An 18,479-nucleotide genomic window follows, 5' to 3' on the forward strand; every position below is an offset into this window, starting at 1 on the left:
TTTTCCGAGGAGAACGACCAATGAACCGTCGCATCTTTACCGCCGCCCTCTCTGCCCTGCTCCTGACCGGAGTCAGCGCGTTCGCCCAGAGCTCGACCTGGACGATTGACCCTAACCACTCGCAGGTGAACTTTGCGATCAAGCATCTGCAGGTCAGTACGGTGCGCGGCTCGATTAGCGGCATAACCGGCAACGTGAACTGGGATGACAAGGACCCGAGTAAATCGAGCGTGGAAGCGACGATCAACACAACGACTCTTACGACCAATAACGAGAAGCGTGACGCTCACCTGAAGTCGCCTGACTTCTTCAATGTCGAGAAGTTCCCGACGATGACGTTCAAGTCCACCGCAGTGACGGGCGCGCCTGGCAAGCTGCAGGTTGTGGGCGATCTAACGCTGGCTGGCGTGACCAAGAGCGTGACACTGGATGTGGACGGACCGACGCCTCCGCAGAAGGGTATGGGCGGCAAGCTGGTGACCGGCTTCTCGGCCACCGGGAAACTGAAGCGCAGCGACTTCAACTTCGGTTCGAAGTTTGGCGAGCCTATGCTTGGCGATGAGGTTCAGTTCACGATCGACGTCGAAGCAGGTAAGTAAACAGTAGTTCGATGGCCCTCCCTTTCGCGGAAAATCGCGAAGGGAGGGTTTTTTGTCTTGGGGCGGGGTTATGAGAGAGTTTCGCGGCTGAGTTGTTCGTTGCGCTTTTCAATTGCGGCTGAGGCTTCGGGCTTAAGACTGCGGAGGATTTCGAGAAGCTTTGCCGGGTCGAAGGATTCGAGTTGGTGGTCGGCGGCGGGACAGCCTTTGAAGCCTGGAGCAGCGATTACGATGATTGGAACCGTCGGTTGAAGAAGTTTGATTTTCTCGGCGACTTCGTCGCAGGTCATGTCGTCGAGGCCACCATCGAGCACGACGCCGCTGACGGCCGGGAAACGAGTGAAGAGTTCGAGCGCCTCCTGGCCACTGTAGGCGGTGATGACGTTGAACTTGGCGGTTTCGATGACAAGCTTGCGGGTCGAAATACTGCCGGGAAACTCCCGATCGATGACTAGAAAGCAGGGCCTGATCATGGACAGCATTAGACACTAAACGGTGACACAGCGGAAAGCCGGGTTTGCCATTTTTCCGCTATCTGATTGGAGTTTAGACTTCGGCAATGGCAGCGATGGAGACCATCATGCCGGGGATTCGAACAGGTAACTTCGCGCCTTGCCGCGCGGGCGGGTTCGCTGGAAACCACCTAACCCACTCTTCATTCATACCAGCGAAGTCGGTTTCCTCAAGAAGGATGACCGTCGCACTCACGACTCGTTCGAGGGAGCTACCTGCGGCTTCGAGGATGGCAGACACGTTGCTTAAGCACTGTCGGGTTTGCTCCTGAATCGTGTCACCGACGAGCTTTCCCGTCATCGGATCGTGCGGCCCCGTGCCTGAAACGAACACGAGCCCGGCAGCGCGTACCGCCTGGCTGTATGTTGGTGGTGGAGACGGCGCTTTCGTCGTTCGAATAATGTCTCTTGCCATAGATTTCTCCAGATCCTACCCTAGGCCTTCCCGATCCAGAAGTGCGGATTGTGAGTGTTACTGAAAAGAAATGGTCTCACAAGTCTGCATTGTTAGCGGCGGATTAGAGATAAGGCGACTACGCTCCATGGGCACGCTGGATGCGATCCTTATTGTCGCGAACCAAGCGAAGGAAGTTCTGCTGGATCGGATCTTCGTTCTGCGGGTTCCAGGCGACGGCGAGGCCCATGTGGAGGTTTTGCGGCACAAGAGGCGAGAAGACAATTCCGGTTGGGCGGAGGTAACGGACTCCTGAGGGGACCAGGGCTGCGCCTTCTCCGGATTCGACCAGGGTGAGGACGCTGGACCAGGTTGCGGCGGTGTTGACGATGTTTGGGGAGAAGCCTGACGCGGAGCAGAGAGAGACGATGCCGTCGTAAAGCGCGGGCGTCATCTGGCGGTCGCAGAGGACGAGGCGCTCGGTGGCGAGGGAGCCGATTGAGATGGGCTTGCCAGCGAGAGGGTGGTCGCGGGGCAGGACCACGACGACTGGGTCCTGGTAGAGAAGCTCGGCGCGGAGCGTCTGGTCGAAGGGCGGCTCGAGGGGACGGGCAAAAGCGATGTCGATCTTGCCGCCGGTGAGTGCCTCCATCTGTTCGGGAGTGCGCATCTCGTAGAGGGAGAGCTTGATGCCGGGGTAGAGCTTGCGATAGTCGCGGATGATGCGGGCGAAGAAGCCTCCGGCGCCCCAGAGGAAGAAGCCGATGCTGAGAGAGCCGACCTGGCCGAGGAGCGAGCGCTGGGTGATTTCGAGGGCGTGGTCGGCGGCGGCGAGGGTTTTGCGCGCCTCGGCGAGAAAGAGCTGGCCTTGTGGTGTGAGGCGGGTTCGGCCTGAGTTGCGGTAGAGAAGCGGGCCACCGACTTCGCGCTCGAGATCGGCAATCTGCTCGCTGATGGCGGATTGCGATATGTGCAGCCGACGGCCAGCTTCGCTGAAGGTGGCGTGCTCGGCAACGGCGCAAAGATAACGCAGGTGTCTTAATTCCATGAAGTTGAAATCCCTGCGTTTCAGGATATCGGTTTTTCCGATGGCATCTCGCGGAAATAACTGTAGATACCTTCACGCGGCAAGAATGTCTTACTCTATAGAAAGATTTGCCCGAAGCGGAAGAGGGTTCTTCGTATGTGGATCGTAAAAGTAGCTCTGAGCCGACCGTATACCTTCATCGTGCTGGCAATCCTGATTCTGATTGCGGCGCCTGTGGTCATCTCGAGCACGCCGACCGATATTTTTCCGAATATCAACATTCCCGTGGTGTCGGTCGCGTGGCAATATACGGGGCTGAATCCGGAGGAGCTCGAAGGACGCCTAACGACGCCATATGAGAAGGCGCTGACGGTGTTAGTGGACAACATTCAGCACGTCGAGTCGACCACGTTTGCGGGTCAGGTGATCGTGAAGATTTACCTGCAGCCGGGAGCGAGTCTGGATACGGCTAACTCGCAGGTGTCGGCTGCGTCGGAGTTTCAACTACGAAGTCTTCCGCCTGGGATTTTGCCGCCGCAGATTATTAACTTCAGCGCGTCGAGCGTGCCGATTATTCAACTGGGGTTGTCAGGCGAGGGACTGAGCGAGCAACAGCTCAATGACCTAGGCGCGAATTTCGTTCGTCCGCAATTGATCTCTGTGCCGGGCGCTGTGATCCCGAATATCTATGGTGGCAAGCAGCGGTCGATCATGTTGAACATCGACCCGAAGCTGATGCAGGCCAAGGGGCTGTCGCCGGTTGATGTGCTGACTGCTGTGTCACAGCAGAATGTAGTGCAGCCCGGCGGAACGGCGAAGATTGGTGAGGACGAGTATGACATTCACATCAATTCGTCTCCAGTGACGCTTGAGGGCATCAGCAATCTTCCGATTAAACAGGTGAACGGCACTACGATTTATCTGCGGGATGTTGCGACTGTGGCGGACGGGAGCATACCGCAGACCAACATCGTGCGACAGGACGGCCACCGCGGTGCGCTGATGGTGATTTTGAAGTCCGGAACCGCGTCGACGCTGAACGTTGTGAGCGGTATACGGAATATTCTGCCGAGGGTGAAGCTGACGGTGCCACCAGAGCTGAAGATCACGCCGGTCGGCGATCAGTCTGTTTTCGTTCGCGCATCGGTGCAGGGGGTTATCCGTGAGGCCATAATTGCCGCGATGCTCACGGGGTTGATGATTCTTTTGTTCCTGGGCAGCTGGCGCAGCACCATTATCATTGCGGTTTCAATTCCGCTGTCGATCCTGAGCTCGATTATTATCCTCGGGCTCATTGGAGAGACGATCAACATCATGACGCTGGGCGGACTGGCGCTGGCGGTCGGCATCCTAGTGGACGATGCGACGGTGACGATTGAGAATATCGAGCGGTACCTCGAGGAGGGGAGAGAGCTGCACGACGCCATCCTCGAAGGCGCAGCGCAAATCTCTGTGCCTGCACTCGTATCGACGCTTTGTATCTGCATCGTGTTTCTGCCAATGTTCTTTTTGAGCGGGGTTGCGCGTTATCTTTTTGTGCCGCTTGCTGAGGCGGTAGTCTTCGCCATGCTGGCTTCGTATGTTCTTTCTCGCACGTTGGTGCCGACGCTTGCGATGTACTTGCTCAAAGCAAAGGATCATCATGCTGCTCCCTCGAGGAATATTCTTGCGAGATTCCAACGCGGGTTCGAGCGGCTCTTCGAGAAGCTGCGCACCAGCTACCAGGATTTACTTGGCCGGCTTGTGGCAGCACGGATCTTCTTCGTTCTCATTTTTTTGATTCTCTGCTTGTGTGCCTTTGCGCTCGTGCCGTTTCTTGGACAGAATTTCTTTCCGAGCACGGATAACGGATCCTTCATTCTTCACGTTCGCGGCAAGAGCGGCATACGTATCGAGGAGACTGCGAAGCTGTGCGATCTGATCGAACAGGATATTCGGAAGACCGTGCCGCCCGCTGAGATGGACAATATCCTGGACAACATCGGCCTGCCGTACAGCACGCTGAATACGCAGCATGCAACATCGGGTTTGATTGGTGCGGGGGATGCGGATATTCTGGTTTCCCTGAAGGAAGACCACCATCCGACGGCCAACTATGTCGAGAAGTTGCGGAAGGATCTTCCGCGCGCGTTTCCTGAAGCCACGTTTTACTTTCTGCCATCCGATATCGTTACGCAGATTTTGAACTTCGGACTGCCAGCGCCAATCGATATACAGTTCGAGGGATCGGATATTGCAGCGAATCGCAAAGTCGCGAACCAGGTATTGAGCGAGCTGCACCATGTTCCGGGTCTGGTGGACCTACGCATCCAGCAACCCGATGACTATCCGGTGCTGGACGTTACCGTAGACCGCACGAAGGCGGCGCAGGGTGGTTACACTGAGCGCGACGTGGGCAGCAGCCTGTTGAACATACTTGGTGGCAGTACGCAGTTGAACCCTCTGTTCTACCTGAACTGGAAGAATGGCAATACGTACAACATTGTGGAGCAGACCCCGCAGTATCAGATCAGCTCTTTGAACTCGCTCGAGAATATTCCGATTTCGTCTGCAACTGCCAAACAACCGGAGATTCTGACGGACGTCGCGAAGATCACCCGCAGCAGCGAGATGGAAGTGGTCACACACTACAACATTCGGCGGACGCTCGATATCTATGGAAACGTTCAGGGACGTGACCTTGGTTCTGTGGGTAGGGACATCAACAAGATTGTGGCGAGGAATGAAAAGTCCTTGGTACGCGGCAGCTTCGTAAGGGTTCGCGGACAGATAGAGACGATGAACAGCTCATATTTCGGACTGCTTGCCGGACTGGCGTTCGCAATCGTGCTGGTCTACCTGTTGATCGTGGTTAACTTCCAATCGTGGCTCGATCCCTTCATCATCATTACGGCTCTTCCGGCGGCGCTGGCTGGTATTGTGCTCTTCCTATTTACGACGGGGACGACGTTGAGCGTTCCGGCGCTGATGGGCGCAATTATGTGCATGGGCGTGGCTACGGCAAACAGCATTCTGGTGGTGTCCTTTGCGAAGGAACGGTTGTTGCATCATGGAGATGCGATTGAGGCAGCGATCGAAGCGGGAGCGACCCGGTTCCGACCTGTCATGATGACTGCTCTGGCGATGATCATCGGCATGATTCCGATGGCGCTGGGTGCGGGTGAGGGCGGAGAACAGAATGCTCCGTTGGGACGTGCGGTGATCGGCGGACTGTGCTGCGCGACTGTTGCAACCCTCATCTTCGTGCCTGCTGTATTCGCTCTGTTACATAGTTCGAATAAGAAGAAGGTCCCTGCCCCAGGTGTGAGCCCCGAGCATCGATTGACGGCCGGAGCTTGAGAGGTTTTATGAAAATTGAAGGAGAACCAATGACGAGTGGGACAAAGGCCGAGACCAGGACGGATGAGGATATGACCACGCCTTCCAGTGAGTTCTCAGGGGGAGAGACAGAGGTTCGGGAGCCCCGGCTGACGAAGGGTACGTGGATCGGACTGGCGGTGATCGCAGTGATCGTGGCACTGGTGGTGATCTTCGGGATTGCTGCGCGTCACAAGTCGGAGAGCACGTTAGAGACGGATACAAAAGCTGCGTCGATTCCATCTGTGAATGTGATTCATCCCGTCAGTTCTGTCTTGTCTTCAGGGCTGGCGTTGCCGGGGAACACGCAGGCGTATGTTGACACCCCAATCTATGCCCGTACTAGCGGTTATCTGAAGAGCTGGCACTTCGACATAGGCGCGCATGTTCGCAAGGGACAGCTGATGGCTGTCATCGAGACGCCAGAGTTGGATGAGCAGCTTCAGGTAGCGCAGGCCGATCTGAAGAGTGCCGAGGCTAATCTGAACCTGGCGAATACGACCTCGGCTCGTTACCAGAATCTACTGACGACTAACTCGGTGTCGAAGCAGGAGACCGATGTTGCGGTGAGCGATGCGGCCGCAAAGAAAGCGGCTGTAGATGCGTCCAATGCCGCTGTACGCAGGCTGCAACAGTTGCAGTCGTTCGAGAAGATTTACGCGCCATTCGATGGAATTGTGACGGCGCGCAATATCGATATCGGCGGGCTGATTCAGGCTGGGGAGAATTTAACGCCGAAAGAGCTGTTCCATCTGGCAGCGATTCAAAAGATTCGCGTGTTCGTTTCGGTTCCCGAGGCTTACTCAACTTCTATTAAGTCAGGCGGAAAGGCGACTTTGACTCTGGATGAGTATCCGGACAGGGAGTTTGAAGGCACGATTGCGCGAAACTCGAACGCAATCGATTCTGCAACACGCACGCTGAACGTCGAAGTTGACGTTGAGAATCCGAAGGGCGAGTTGCTGCCGGGGGCTTATGTCTTCGTTCACTTCAAAGTTCCGCAACGCTCGTCGAATTTGATGATTCCATCGAATACGCTTCTGTTCCGTGCGCAGGGCCTTCAGGTGGGAGTTGTGCGTGATGGTCGTGTGCAACTGGTGCCGGTGACGATCAGCAAGGATCTTGGCGCCAATGTTGAGGTTGCTTCGGGGCTCACAGCTAACGACGCCGTGGTTCTCGATCCGTCCGACTCGCTGGCGAGCGGGCAGGAGGTGCAGGTGAAGAGCAAGCTGAGTGAGACCGCTAAGCAGATGCAGAAAAAAGAGGGGGATCAGTGACGCTAGGACCTGCAGCTCTGGCTGGCGCAACCATGCTTCTGATTAGTGGATGCATGGTCGGGCCGAAGTATGTAAAGCCATCGGTCCCCATGGCTCCTGGATATAAGGAAGCAGGTGCGGACGCCTACAAGGAGAACTCAAATTGGCAGGTTGCACAGCCGTCCGATGCGGCGCAACGCGGGGATTGGTGGACGATCTTCGGCGATACGGAGCTGAATATCCTTGAGCCGCAGGTTGCGGAGAATAATCAGGATCTTAAGGCAGCGGATGCCCGGTTCCGCGAAGCCCGTGCTCTGATTCGGTTCAGTCACGCGTCACTCTTCCCGACCGTAGGAGTGGCTCCGTCGGCCGGCGGTGTACGCGAATCGTCGAACCAGCCGTACTTCAACTTGAACAATGCCCAGGGGAACGGCACTGGGGTGATTCAATTGCCGGTGGATTTGAACTACGAGGTTGACGTGTGGGGACGAGTTCGCCGCACAGTGAGTGCTGCGCGCGAGGAGGCCCAGGCGAGCGCAGGGGATAGGCAGACGGTGCTGCTGAGCTTGCAGGCTGAGCTTGCGATCGACTACTTCGAAGCTCGCAGCGCAGATGCCCAAGAGAAGCTGCTGAACGATACGGTGAAAGACTTCGAAGAGGCCTTCCGGATCACGACGAATCGTTTTGAAGGAGGCGTCGCACCGAAGTCGGACGTCGACCAGGCGCAGACGCAGCTTGAAGCAGCGAAGGTGCTGGCGCGTGACATTACTTTGCAACGAGCGCAGTTTGAACACGCAATCGCGATTCTTCTTGGGAAACCTCCAGCATCGTTTGCTCTGCCAACGGTTCCTCTTGACGCGCGTCCGCCGATGATTCCGACCGGGCTGCCGTCGGAGTTGCTGGAGCGACGCCCGGATATTGCCGCGGCAGAACGCCGTGTCGCAGAGGCGAACGACCGCATCGGCATTGCGCGGGCCGCTTTTTATCCCACGATTTCGTTGAACGGATCGATCGGGGTAGAGGGGACCTCGTTTGCGAATCTGTTCGACCCGGCAAGTTTGCTGTGGTCACTTGGACCTACGCTGTCGCAGACCGTGTTCGATGCGGGACGACGAGCCGCTGTGTCAGAACAAGCCAATGCCAGCTACGACGAGACTGTTGCCAACTATCGACAGACCACTTTGACTGCGTTTCAACAGGTCGAAGACAATCTTGTCGCTCTCCGCGTTCTCGATCAGGAGGCTGGGCATCAGCATCAGGCTACGATGGCAGCGCAGTCGGCAGAGCAGATATTCAACAACAGATATGTGGGCGGGCTCGATACCTATCTTCAAGTTGTGACTGCGCAGACGACCGAGCTGAATAACGAACGGAACGACATCGACATTATGCGCAGGCAGATGGATGCGAGCGTTCTTTTGATCAAAGCGTTGGGTGGCGGCTGGAGCGTGGCCAATCTGCCGAAGCTGTAGTCTTAGCGGCCCGAAAGGTTGAGGGGCAGGTAGAACGAGAAGACCGACCCCTGCGACGGCTGGCTGGTTACGTCGATGGACCCACCGTGGGCTTCGACGATTGCCTTCGCAATGGCAAGTCCCATGCCTGTGCCCTGCACGCGATACCGCTGTCCCTGACCGCGATAAAACTTGTCGAAGATCATCATCTTCTCGAGGTCATCGACCCCCGCGCCCCGATCGGCGACACTGGTGACGAGTTGATCTTTGGAGACCTCGGCGCTGACGAAGATAGGGCTTCCCTCCGGGGAATATTTTGCGGCGTTCTCCAATAGATGCTGGAGTACTTTGGCGATGCGCTCCAGGTCTATTAGCACTGGAGGGAGCGTGTCGGGCAGACGAAGTTCGAGAGGATGATTCTTGAGCGGCCCCTGCACGGCTTCAAGGGCTAAATCAACGGCCTCTCGCATCGAATGAAGGCGGAGGTCAAGTTTGATGTCGTTCGCATCGAGCTCCGCCATCTCCATGGCCTGGCCTACGAGCCGGTCGAGCCGCGCGGCCTCCTCTTCGATCACCTGGAGCATCTCTCCGCTTTGCTCTGCGTCGAGAGAAGGTTCACTGCGCAGGGTCGTGACGGCGGCTGTGATGGAGGTTAAGGGCGTTCGCAGCTCGTGCGCTACGGAGTCGAGGAGAGCGTTGCGCAGACGCTCGCTTTCGCGGGAGGCCTGGACGCGGGTCAGGGTTTCCACTGCGCCGGCGCGCTCTATGGCGATGGCGGCCAGGCCGCAGACGGCATCGAGCGCCTCGGGCGAAGTCCTGTTGCCGGTAATCCCAACTGCGCCGATGGGCCGGGTTCCGAGAAGAATGGGAACTAACGTGACGGCGCGTGCTTCGTCATAGCGATGATCGCGGGTGAATGCGGCATCGCGCAGCTCAGCAGCGGTCACGTCCATGTAGTTTGGGCTTGAACGATAGATGCGATCTCTTTCGCGAAGGTAAACAGCGGCTCCGGTCAGATTGAAGGTCACCGCAATCATCTGCGGCAAGACGTTGAGGAGGTCGATTACATTTCCGGTGACCAGCATCTGCTGGCTGAATTCGTACAGCCTTTCCGCCTCGCGTTGGCGGCGGCGCGAGATCTTTGCTTCGCGGCGTGCACGCTCTGCGAGCTGGCTGGCGACGATGCCTGTCACGAGGAATGCCAGTAGAGCGACCCAGTTGCGGCCATCCCCGACAGTGAAGGTAAGGACCGGGGGGAGGAAGAAGAAGTTGAACGCTGCGGCTGAGAGGATAGACAGGTAAATGGAGTGGCGGAGACCCCAGTTCGCCGCTACGAAAAGGATGCCTATCAGGAACGTTAAGGCTACGGTGGTTTCGTTGACATGCAGCCGGAGAAAGTAGACCGCTACAATGACAGCTGCGCTCGCTGTGGAGATACTGTAGCGGACGATACTGGGTATAAGCTTTCGCTGCACTCCTTTATCTTATCCTTATGGGCACTCGCGACAATTCGAATCCGACGCTGAAGAGCCCGGAAGAATGGCTGGAAAAAGTCGCGCCAGAGAAGATGCGAGGAACCTTTAAGCTTTTCCTCGGTTACGCACCCGGCGTCGGCAAGACGTACAACATGTTGAGTGAGGCGATCCGCCGGCATCAGCGCGGTGAGGATATTGTGATCGGGGTAGTCGAGACCCACGGCAGACCGCGTACTGCAGAGTTAGCCGGGCAACTGGAGCAGATTCCGCGAAGGAGAATCGAATACAAAGGCGTGGTCTTCGAGGAGATGGACCTCGACGGGATACTTTCGCGGCGACCGCAGATTGTCCTTATCGATGAGCTGGCGCATAGCAACATTGAAGGGAGCAAACATCGCAAACGCTTTGAGGATGTTCTCGACGTTTTGGCAGCGAATATCGACGTGCTGGCCACGATGAATGTGCAGCACATCGAGAGCGTCGCGCCAACTGTGCAGAGTGTCACGGGCGTGATCATTCGCGAAACCGTTCCCGACTGGCTAGTGCAGCGCGCCGACGAGATCGTAATGGCCGATCTAACACCGGAAGCACTGCAAACACGAATGCGGCGCGGAGATATCTATGGAATTGACCGTGCTGAGAAGGCTCTGGCAAACTTCTTTCGCCGGGGAAACCTGATTGCGCTCCGCGAACTGGCGTTGCAGCATGTAACCAAAGCGGTCGATCGCACGCTGACTGCCTACATGGATGCGAAACGCATTGAGGCCCATTGGGCCGTGCGTGAACGGATTGCCGTCTGCATCAGCTCTAACAGTTCCTCGCAGATGCTGATCGCACGCGGTGCGCGGGTAGCAGAAGGGGTCGGAGGCGAGTTATTCGTTCTGCACGTCGACACAGATGAAGACTTGCCTGAGGAAGAAAAAAGTACGCTCGCATCCAACATACAGTTCGCACGCAATCTTGAAGCCCAGGTCTTCACCGTCAAAGGAAAGACTATTGCGCACGCCGCAGCCAGCTTTGTTCGCGAGAAACGCATTACTCATATCGTCTTCGGCCGCGCGGCGGTTCACGGCTTTCGCAAATACCTTTACTACTGGGCGATTCAGCACTTTCTCAGCGAATCGCCAAATGTGGATGTCCATATCGTTACGCAACATCCGGAGCGCGAATGAAGCAGATCCCGCACGACCAACAACAGGCGAAGATACTTATCGTCGATGATGAACCTCAGATCACTCGCGTGCTACGCACGGCACTTTCTACTCAGGGCTACTCGTTGCGTATCGCCGCGAATGGTGTTGAGGGAATGGAGGCTGTACACACGTGGAAGCCGGATCTTGTCGTCACGGATGTTTCCATGCCGGAGATGAATGGGATTGAGCTTTGCCGCGAGATTCGAGCCGTGTCCGAAGTGCCGATCATCGTTCTTTCGGTCCGCAATCAAGAAGCTATGAAGATCGAAGCGTTGGATGCCGGGGCCGACGACTACGTGACGAAGCCATTCAGCATTCAGGAGTTGCAGGCCCGCGTTCGTGCGCAACTGCGCCGGAGCCTGGCAACCGAGTCCGAGACTCCGCAGATCATCTCAGCCGGCGATTTCTATATCGACATTCCACAACATCGCGTCGTGGTTCGAGGGCAAGATACACACCTGACGCCGAAACAATTCGATCTTCTTGTCTGCCTGGCTCAGCACCCCGGACAGGTGCTGACGCATCGAGCGTTACTCCACGCGGTGTGGGGGACCAACGCCGACCAGCCGGAGTACCTGCGGGTCAACATTGGACAGTTGCGCAAGAAGATCGAACTCGCAGATGAGCCAGCGTACATCGTTACCGAGCCGTGGATTGGCTATCGCTTTCGACCGACTGGCAACGATGATTTCTAATAGGGTGCGATTCTGAAGAGATGGAATGTCTATTTCATTCTCTCTGCCGCGTTGTTTTTGGGCATTAATAACAAAACTGCTTTAGGTAAGAGCCGGACTGACATCGGCAGGTTCCCAACCCACTCTCCGTCGAGTTCAGCGTGAATGCGATGATTCGTCTCGAAAGGTGTGCAGAGAAACTCGGAGACACGGACTTCCTCGAGCCAGGGATTTTGTGCCTTCAATCCGATGCGACTGAGAGCAAACCAGGCGGGTAAACCGACCCTTGCGGGTGGCTTCACGATGGACAGGAGGAGGTCGCTCTCGGATTGGGAACTCTCACTTGCCAGACGGCTGAATACGCCGCCAAGATTTGCGACACGAGAACACATAACGCTGACACCGCGCTGCTCTACCCACTCGCCGTCGCTTGTGCGGTACTTCACGCGAAACGGCGGAAAATTTCGCGTGAGGAAGAGCCTTAGAGCATGAGCATAGTAGGCGCTTCGACCGAGCTTCGACCTCTTTCCGGCAAGCAGCCGATACACAAGCGCGCCGTCAGGGCCGGCTCCTGCCATCACCGTGAAGTACCTGGTCACTTCGGATTCTCCGGTGGTATATCGCGCCTCGCCTACTGAAACCGCGCGTGGTTCAGAGTTAAGCTGCTGTTCGAGAGCTTTGATTGGGTTGAGTGAGAGATGCAGGTTGCGGGCAAAGACGTTTGCCGTGCCGAGCGGCACGACTCCAAGTGCGGCCGTTGTGCCCACAAGGCCTTGCAGAACCTCGTGAACGGTGCCGTCGCCACCACAGGCAAAGACTGCATCACTTTTGCTGGCTGCAGCGGCTGCAATGGATTGCGCCTCCCCGGCCGCTGTCGTTAACACTGCGGTCGTCTGCACGCCGCTTTGTTCAAGAGCCTGCGTCAAGGCATGGACCAGCGTCTGCAGATCTTTCCTTCGCCCTGCTGACGCGTTTACGACCAAAGTGGCTCGATGCACACTGCAAGACTCTCATACTCTGAATCCGAGGGAACAGAACCGACGTCCTCGGGGCGGGCCTCCGAATCTGATTGTGCGGAACTGCCAGTCCATGATTTGATCGAGTCTGCAGGCGTGTTGCAGTCCTCAGGAGCTTTGCATGACCTACCAGGTTTCACGCAACGGGCAGACGTACGGACCTTATACCCTCGAAGATCTCCAGCGTTACGTCGCCTCGGGAAACGTTCTCCTGACTGACATGGCCAAGAGTGACACGATGCCCGATTGGATCCCCGTCGCTCAAGTTCTCGGATCGGCCGGCGTCCCGGCGACACCGGCCTACGCGGCTCCTGTTGCCTATCCGCAGGCGGGCGGCATTTATCCTGATCCACCCAATTTGAACTGGCTTCTTGAGCTGCTGCTGGGCTTCTTCACGTGTGGGCTCTTCGTTGTGGTGTGGAACCTGGTTATCGCCGCATGGGCAAACCGGGTGCAACCGGCGAGCAAGGCTCTAATGTTTTACATCATCTCCACGGTTCTGGTCGTGCTCCACTTCGGCAGCTCTTGGGGAGTGGTGATCTCGATGAGCCATCATCAGCAGCCGCATCAAAACTTCGTCGGAGGATTTATCGGCATCGCCTCGTGGGTCGCTCGGCTCATCGCCCGCTTTACGTTGCGAGACACGCTTGAACAACATTTCAACGGACCCGAGCCGCTCGGTCTGCGTCTAAATCCCATCATGACGTTCTTCTTCGGTGGAATCTATTTTCAGTACAAACTCAACGAGATCAACCAGCTGAAGCAGAACCTTCGCTACCAGAACGTAGTGCGATGATTTCGATAGTTCGCGGCCGCCTCTCAGAGGTTCTGCGCGCGGGGACACCAGTGGTTGTGGTTGCCATAGGCTGCGGTGTTCTGTTGAGCTTTCCGCCTGCACAGAATAGCTTCTATCCGCGGTGCCCTATTTACGAATTTCTGCATCTGCAATGCCCCGGGTGCGGAGCCACGCGTGCTTTGGCCGCCTTGCTCCGTGGACATTTCAGCGAGGCAATGCACCTCAACGGCTTTGCCGTGATCTTGCTGCCAATCGCGGTGATCTGTGGTGTGCGTTGGTATTTTCGTTTTGTGCGGCGCGAAGTTGATCACTGGCCGCAGATACCTCGCGTGACAATCTACGCCACGCTTGCTGCCGCCATGATCTTTACGGTTGTTCGCAATCTTCCGCTTGGCTCGTTGAAATAAAAACAAAGCCGGTCCCCATAATTAGCAGGACCGTTTTGATCGATCGCGAACGGCGTTGAAGAAGAGTTATGCCTCGACTGCAACTGGCTCGGCTGCTGCGGGGGTTGCAGTACCGCCCTTCAGGTCCGTGCCACCAGGCTTGCGAATATCGATGCCGCCTTTGAAGAAGGCGCCATCTTCAATCGAGATACGTGCTGCGATGACGTCGCCGGTGAGCGAGCCTTCGCTGCGAATATCCACGCGATCGCTGGCCTGGCAGTTTCCGCGAACTTTACCCAGCACAACGATCTCGCGTGCCACGATGTTCGCCGCTACCTGACCATTGCGGCCCACGGTGACGCGGTTGCCAGGGAGGTTGATTGCGCCTTCGACTTTGCCGTCGATGTACAGTGACTCAGAGCCTGTCAGCTCACCCTTAACGATGAGGGACTTGCCGATGGTGGCCTGCTCGCCGGTTGGTACGGCGGCTGATGCGTTGCCAGCGCCAACGGTCGCGGGACGGGTGGGGCTCGCCTCGAAGTTCGTCGCTGGAGTCGACGGACGCACCGGTTCTGGAGTCGAGGGAGTGTTGCTTCCAGTCTGATTCGGTTTCCACATGTTCGTTTGTATCCTTTCGTACTGCTTCAAAATGATCCGCCGCGGTCTGTCGCACGCGCTACCACGACGGCAGCACGCATACTTTCCACGATACTACTCTGCAAAGGCCCACGGATTGCCCAGTATTCACAATCTATTCCACAACGTCTGAACCTTTTCCGTTACCTGTGGAGTTCTTACGGGATTCATTGGAGTTTCTTCCGCATATTCTCCCTTTTCTACCACCCCAAAAGTGTTATGCGTCCCAGAGCCCGTACCGCATAGAAAAGACTGTGCGTCAGGTAGCATGACAACAACTGAAAATCCTCTGTGAGAGCCCTACCCCTTGAGTTCGACTCCCCGCACGACCCGCGCCAGGCGGCAAATAGTTCCTCTTTTGCCGACCTTATTTTTTTTAGTTTTACCGTTGATTTTCTTTGGAAATTCGCTGCTTGCGGCTGGTCCGAAGGTTCATACGGTGACGCTTGGACCGTATCACAAGGTTCCCTACACTCAGCCTGACGCCACTCCGGACACCAAGGCGGATGAGACCAGCAGCCTGAAGGTGCGCCCTCTCTTTGTCGACGATCGCCAGAAAGAATGGACGACTGGCGAGATCCACGATGTCACCGACCGCACGTTCACAGTCCGTCGCGCGCTTCGACTCAATGACGCTCTGCCCAACGATGCCGCACCGCACTGGATCTGGCAGCCTGGTCCTTGGCTCTCGGTTGATCGCGTCACCGGCCACATTACAGTACTTCATCTACCTGACTTCGACTTTACCGTCTCGGATGTGGTCTGGTTCCGCGACTATGCGGCGTATTGCGGCATCTCTACAGCGGCCAAGGGCGGCCTCTTTGCCGTTGTGGCCCAGCTGGGAGCGCGTCGTCCTGTAGTCCAGAAGCAGATCGGCAAATGGCCGGAGGCAGACCACTTCATTCCCGTCTGTCAGCCTGCCCAGTGGCAGCGATTGCCTACGAGGGTCACGTTGAAGCCTACTGGTGGCGAGGCCGCAACTTACGATGTGGTCGGCACCGTTTCCCTGCTGGAAGAGGGCGATAATTCGGAAGAGCAGTAAATCGGAACAGCTAGAGCGCTCATAATATTGAGGTGGGAGCATTCTATGCGCTATCTGGACAAAGCCGCCCTGGGCCAATTTGAAGACTGGTATGGCAACAATGCGGCTGTCCAGTGCACCTCGTGCGGCAAGGTCTTCATCGTCTCTGCCGTGCTGCATCGTAAAGGGCGAAGCTGCCCGGCCTGCGGAAAGTGCACCGCGACTGTCACAAAGCAGCAAGTTTCCATCACTGACCCCTCGGACACGGCGCTCTAGCTGTCGCAGCGCCTTTTTCTTGTCGCCTGACGACGACGTCCGTCTCGATTTGAGTTGCTCTACCTCCTGGCTGGGCGGTTTCCTGATCTTGCGCAGGCCAAAATGCGGTATTTGTTTTAGCATCAACGTCTACTTGCAATACGGCCGCTGTGAAGCCGTTGATTTGCGCTGCTTGCCGTACAGGAGTCGTCAATTTGTTGAATTTGTTCCAGGGCATTAGACCGTTAAAACGAGGTGGTGCCTTACGAGACGCGGTCGCCGGGGTTGCGTTTGCCGCAATGAACATTCCCCAGGCTCTTGGGTACACACGAATCGCGGGGATGCCGGTCGTAACCGGTCTGTATTCCCTTCTGTTGCCGCTGTTTGCGTTTGCGACCTTCGGGTCGTCGCGATTTCTGGTCGTCGCTGCCGACTCGGCCACCGCAGCAATTCTTCGCGGCGGACTAGTCGGTATGGCGCCGTCCGCGAGCACACGGTACGTTGCACTGGCAGGTCTGGTTGCGTTGCTGACGGCTGCTTTCCTGCTACTCGGCCGTTTGCTCAAGCTGGGCTTCGTCTCAGACTTTCTCTCGCAGACAGTACTTGTCGGCTTCCTGACGGGGATTGGTTTTCAGGTCGGCATTGCGGTTCTGGGTCAGATGCTTGGCATTCAGGTCACCTCGCATCGATCGATTCTCCAGCTCGTGGAGATCAGCCGTGGCCTCCCGAAAGTTCATCTTCCAACGCTGGCGGTGACCCTGGCCGTGCTTGCGTTCGTCTTTGCTCTCCGGTGGGCTGCGCCTAAGGCGCCGGGTCCAATGTTGGCCGTCATTCTGGCCGTTGGAGCCAGCGCGCTGTGGAACTTTGCTGGACACGGCATCGCCATCATTGGCCCGGTGGTGGGCGGTCTGCCGCACTTTGCCATGCCTGACGTCAGCTGGCGGGACGTTCCTCCGCTACTCTCTGTGGCAGCTTCGTGCGCGGTCATGATTCTCACCCAGAGCGCTGCGACCTCTCGCGTCTATGCAGCGCGCCATCACCAACGGCTTGATGAAAACCAGGACCTGGTTGGGCTGTCCGCCGCCAACGCGGCCGCTGCCTTCAGCGGGACTTTCGTCGTCAACGGTAGCCCCACGCAGACTGCGATGGTCGAGAGTGCGGGAAGTCAGAGCCAGGTTGCTCAGGTCACCACGGCTGTTGTGGTTGCGCTCGTCCTGCTATTTCTGACTAAACCACTACAGTTTCTTCCTCAGTGCGTCCTCGGTACCCTGGTCTTCCTGGTGGCGATTCGCCTGATCAAACTGCGCAGCCTCGCCAGCATCCGCCGCGAGAGCCCAGGCGAGTTTGCGCTCGCGGTGACAACCACCATCGTGGTGATTACAGCGGGGGTGGAGCAGGGCATCATTCTGGCGATGGTACTTTCTTTGCTGCGCATCGTGCACCACATCTATCATCCGCGCACCGGCGTCATGGTCCCGGATGAGACCATCATATGGAAGCTGATTCCCCCCGATCCAGGCGCCGCTACTGCGCCGGGGCTTGTGATGTATCGATTTGGAGCCGCGCTTTTCTACGCAAACGCAAGCCGCTTCTGCGACGAAGTCCTCAGGCTGGTGGGTCCGTCGCCGACAACCGTGCGCTGGGTCATCATTGACGGCGAAGCGATCACGAACCTGGATTACAGCGCGGCCCGATCCATTGAAGAGTTGAAGAAAAATCTGGCGGGCATGGGCGTCCAGTTCGGATTCGCTCGATTGCCCTGGAACACACGGGCCGACTTCGACCGCCACCATCTCACCGAAGCCATTGGCCCTGCGTGGATCTTCAACCGACTCCATGACGCAGTCGATGCCTTTGAGGCACTGGGGCCGGCCCCATCTGTCACGTTGGCGCAACCGTCCCCTACGTCGTAGCCGCCCCCGAGATATAGGCTTCGAGGTGGCGGATCGTCATCTCCTGCTCGTTGATGACCGAGTTCACCAGATCGCCGATCGAGACCACCCCGACGACTGCATTGGCCTCCACCACCGGCAGGTGCCGGATGCGATTCTTCGTGATGAGGCGCATGCACTCTCCTACTGTGTGCTTTGGCGACACGGAGATCACCGGACTGCTCATGATCTCGGCAACCAGCGTCTCCTTTGACGAGCGCCCCTGCAGGATGACCTTTCGCGCATAGTCACGTTCGGAGATGATCCCTAGCAACGATTGCTGCTGCATCACCAGCAGCGCGCCGACCTGCCGCTCGGCCATCATCTCGACTGCCTGGTACACGGAGGCATCAGGAGCGATCGCCGCAACTGCCCCAGACTTCTGCTTAAGCACCATACCAATTGTCGTTGCAAATTCAGCCATTGAGCACCTCGGGCCTCGAATAGTACCCCCGGCGCGCAACCTCGCGCAATACTCAAAAGACGTGCGTCCATTGCCA

General features: G+C 57.2%; 18 protein-coding genes. 11 read left to right on the forward strand and 7 right to left on the reverse strand.

The features are described from left to right. Window positions 1–20 precede the first annotated feature (20 nt). Window positions 21–599 carry a YceI family protein gene (locus HDF14_RS01935; protein ID WP_183973006.1) on the forward strand — a complete coding sequence of 193 codons (579 nt, stop codon included), beginning with the start codon at window positions 21–23 and terminating at the stop codon, window positions 597–599. A gap of 68 nt (window positions 600–667) precedes the next feature. Here the strand turns inward: HDF14_RS01935 and HDF14_RS01940 are convergent, their stop codons facing one another. The 3 genes from HDF14_RS01940 to HDF14_RS01950 all read right to left on the reverse strand — a co-directional run bounded on the left by HDF14_RS01940 (window position 668) and on the right by HDF14_RS01950 (window position 2,553). Beyond that, window positions 668–1,072 (reverse strand): response regulator, encoded by a 405-nt coding sequence (locus HDF14_RS01940; RefSeq protein WP_313899460.1) that lies wholly within the window; start codon window positions 1,070–1,072, stop codon window positions 668–670. A 73-nt stretch (window positions 1,073–1,145) separates the two neighbouring features. Next, window positions 1,146–1,526, reverse strand: a complete 381-nt coding sequence (locus tag HDF14_RS01945) for a RidA family protein (RefSeq protein WP_183973008.1) — start codon at window positions 1,524–1,526, stop codon at window positions 1,146–1,148. A 118-nt stretch (window positions 1,527–1,644) separates the two neighbouring features. Beyond that, the gene (locus HDF14_RS01950; RefSeq protein ID WP_183973009.1) at window positions 1,645–2,553 is read right to left on the reverse strand and encodes a LysR family transcriptional regulator; all 909 of its coding nucleotides are present in this window, start codon (window positions 2,551–2,553) and stop codon (window positions 1,645–1,647) included. 135 nt (window positions 2,554–2,688) lie between these two features. On the opposite strand from HDF14_RS01950, the gene HDF14_RS01955 reads away from it, so the two are divergent. The 3 genes from HDF14_RS01955 to HDF14_RS01965 are packed head-to-tail and all read left to right on the forward strand — an operon-like array spanning window position 2,689 to window position 8,617. Then, entirely contained in the window at window positions 2,689–5,871 is a 3,183-nt protein-coding gene (locus HDF14_RS01955) for an efflux RND transporter permease subunit (protein WP_183973010.1), read from the forward strand. A gap of 29 nt (window positions 5,872–5,900) precedes the next feature. Beyond that, window positions 5,901–7,166: an efflux RND transporter periplasmic adaptor subunit gene (locus HDF14_RS01960; RefSeq protein WP_221304512.1), complete on the forward strand. Its 1,266-nt coding sequence runs from the start codon at window positions 5,901–5,903 to the stop codon at window positions 7,164–7,166. Next, window positions 7,163–8,617 carry an efflux transporter outer membrane subunit gene (locus HDF14_RS01965; protein WP_313899461.1) on the forward strand — a complete coding sequence of 485 codons (1,455 nt, stop codon included), beginning with the start codon at window positions 7,163–7,165 and terminating at the stop codon, window positions 8,615–8,617. The genes HDF14_RS01960 and HDF14_RS01965 overlap by 4 nt, the downstream gene beginning before the upstream one ends. Window positions 8,618–8,619: 2 nt before the next feature. Here HDF14_RS01965 and HDF14_RS27115 read toward each other — a convergent pair whose 3' ends face one another. Beyond that, window positions 8,620–10,071 (reverse strand): ATP-binding protein, encoded by a 1,452-nt coding sequence (locus tag HDF14_RS27115; protein ID WP_183973011.1) that lies wholly within the window; start codon window positions 10,069–10,071, stop codon window positions 8,620–8,622. 17 nt (window positions 10,072–10,088) lie between these two features. Here HDF14_RS27115 and HDF14_RS01975 point away from each other — a divergent pair, with 17 nt between their 5' ends. Beyond that, the gene (locus HDF14_RS01975) at window positions 10,089–11,243 is read left to right on the forward strand and encodes a histidine kinase (protein WP_183973012.1); all 1,155 of its coding nucleotides are present in this window, start codon (window positions 10,089–10,091) and stop codon (window positions 11,241–11,243) included. Further along, window positions 11,240–11,959, forward strand: a complete 720-nt coding sequence (locus tag HDF14_RS01980; RefSeq protein ID WP_183973013.1) for a response regulator transcription factor — start codon at window positions 11,240–11,242, stop codon at window positions 11,957–11,959. The genes HDF14_RS01975 and HDF14_RS01980 overlap by 4 nt, the downstream gene beginning before the upstream one ends. Before the next feature lie 29 nt (window positions 11,960–11,988). On the opposite strand, the gene HDF14_RS01985 is transcribed toward HDF14_RS01980, so the two are convergent. Continuing rightward, a complete protein-coding gene (locus HDF14_RS01985) occupies window positions 11,989–12,936 on the reverse strand; it encodes a diacylglycerol/lipid kinase family protein (RefSeq protein ID WP_183973015.1) in 948 nt (315 codons plus the stop codon). A 139-nt stretch (window positions 12,937–13,075) separates the two neighbouring features. On the opposite strand from HDF14_RS01985, the gene HDF14_RS01990 reads away from it, so the two are divergent. Further along, window positions 13,076–13,750: a DUF4339 domain-containing protein gene (locus HDF14_RS01990; protein WP_183973016.1), complete on the forward strand. Its 675-nt coding sequence runs from the start codon at window positions 13,076–13,078 to the stop codon at window positions 13,748–13,750. Then, a complete protein-coding gene (locus HDF14_RS01995) occupies window positions 13,747–14,157 on the forward strand; it encodes a DUF2752 domain-containing protein (protein WP_183973018.1) in 411 nt (136 codons plus the stop codon). The genes HDF14_RS01990 and HDF14_RS01995 overlap by 4 nt, the downstream gene beginning before the upstream one ends. A 66-nt stretch (window positions 14,158–14,223) precedes the next feature. Here the strand turns inward: HDF14_RS01995 and HDF14_RS02000 are convergent, their stop codons facing one another. Then, window positions 14,224–14,754 (reverse strand): bactofilin family protein, encoded by a 531-nt coding sequence (locus HDF14_RS02000; RefSeq protein WP_183973020.1) that lies wholly within the window; start codon window positions 14,752–14,754, stop codon window positions 14,224–14,226. Between the two features lie 406 nt (window positions 14,755–15,160). On the opposite strand from HDF14_RS02000, the gene HDF14_RS02005 reads away from it, so the two are divergent. The 3 genes from HDF14_RS02005 to HDF14_RS02015 all read left to right on the forward strand — a co-directional run bounded on the left by HDF14_RS02005 (window position 15,161) and on the right by HDF14_RS02015 (window position 17,961). After that, a complete protein-coding gene (locus HDF14_RS02005; protein WP_260697954.1) occupies window positions 15,161–15,814 on the forward strand; it encodes a hypothetical protein in 654 nt (217 codons plus the stop codon). Window positions 15,815–15,859: 45 nt separating this feature from the next. Then, window positions 15,860–16,069: a hypothetical protein gene (locus HDF14_RS02010; RefSeq protein ID WP_183973022.1), complete on the forward strand. Its 210-nt coding sequence runs from the start codon at window positions 15,860–15,862 to the stop codon at window positions 16,067–16,069. A 194-nt stretch (window positions 16,070–16,263) separates the two neighbouring features. After that, the gene (locus HDF14_RS02015; protein WP_183973024.1) at window positions 16,264–17,961 is read left to right on the forward strand and encodes a SulP family inorganic anion transporter; all 1,698 of its coding nucleotides are present in this window, start codon (window positions 16,264–16,266) and stop codon (window positions 17,959–17,961) included. On the opposite strand, the gene HDF14_RS02020 is transcribed toward HDF14_RS02015, so the two are convergent. Further along, window positions 17,951–18,403: a CBS domain-containing protein gene (locus tag HDF14_RS02020; RefSeq protein WP_183973026.1), complete on the reverse strand. Its 453-nt coding sequence runs from the start codon at window positions 18,401–18,403 to the stop codon at window positions 17,951–17,953. The two genes, HDF14_RS02015 and HDF14_RS02020, sit on opposite strands and share 11 nt — an antisense overlap. Window positions 18,404–18,479: the final 76 nt, after the last annotated feature.

It is taken from the genome of Tunturiibacter gelidiferens (assembly GCF_014201335.1).
GTDB classification, from domain to species: domain Bacteria; phylum Acidobacteriota; class Terriglobia; order Terriglobales; family Acidobacteriaceae; genus Edaphobacter; species Edaphobacter lichenicola_E.

Coding starts and splice junctions, on each gene's coding strand:
- HDF14_RS01980 (WP_183973013.1), top strand. CDS start 11,240: ATGAAGCAGATCCCGCACGACCAACAACAGGCGAAGATACTTATCGTC.
- HDF14_RS01950 (WP_183973009.1), bottom strand. CDS start 2,553: ATGGAATTAAGACACCTGCGTTATCTTTGCGCCGTTGCCGAGCACGCC.
- HDF14_RS01975 (WP_183973012.1), top strand. CDS start 10,089: ATGGGCACTCGCGACAATTCGAATCCGACGCTGAAGAGCCCGGAAGAA.
- HDF14_RS01945 (WP_183973008.1), bottom strand. CDS start 1,526: ATGGCAAGAGACATTATTCGAACGACGAAAGCGCCGTCTCCACCACCA.
- HDF14_RS01935 (WP_183973006.1), top strand. CDS start 21: ATGAACCGTCGCATCTTTACCGCCGCCCTCTCTGCCCTGCTCCTGACC.
- HDF14_RS02010 (WP_183973022.1), top strand. CDS start 15,860: ATGCGCTATCTGGACAAAGCCGCCCTGGGCCAATTTGAAGACTGGTAT.
- HDF14_RS02000 (WP_183973020.1), bottom strand. CDS start 14,754: ATGTGGAAACCGAATCAGACTGGAAGCAACACTCCCTCGACTCCAGAA.
- HDF14_RS01990 (WP_183973016.1), top strand. CDS start 13,076: ATGACCTACCAGGTTTCACGCAACGGGCAGACGTACGGACCTTATACC.
- HDF14_RS02020 (WP_183973026.1), bottom strand. CDS start 18,403: ATGGCTGAATTTGCAACGACAATTGGTATGGTGCTTAAGCAGAAGTCT.
- HDF14_RS01960 (WP_221304512.1), top strand. CDS start 5,901: ATGACGAGTGGGACAAAGGCCGAGACCAGGACGGATGAGGATATGACC.
- HDF14_RS01940 (WP_313899460.1), bottom strand. CDS start 1,072: ATGATCAGGCCCTGCTTTCTAGTCATCGATCGGGAGTTTCCCGGCAGT.
- HDF14_RS01995 (WP_183973018.1), top strand. CDS start 13,747: ATGATTTCGATAGTTCGCGGCCGCCTCTCAGAGGTTCTGCGCGCGGGG.
- HDF14_RS01955 (WP_183973010.1), top strand. CDS start 2,689: ATGTGGATCGTAAAAGTAGCTCTGAGCCGACCGTATACCTTCATCGTG.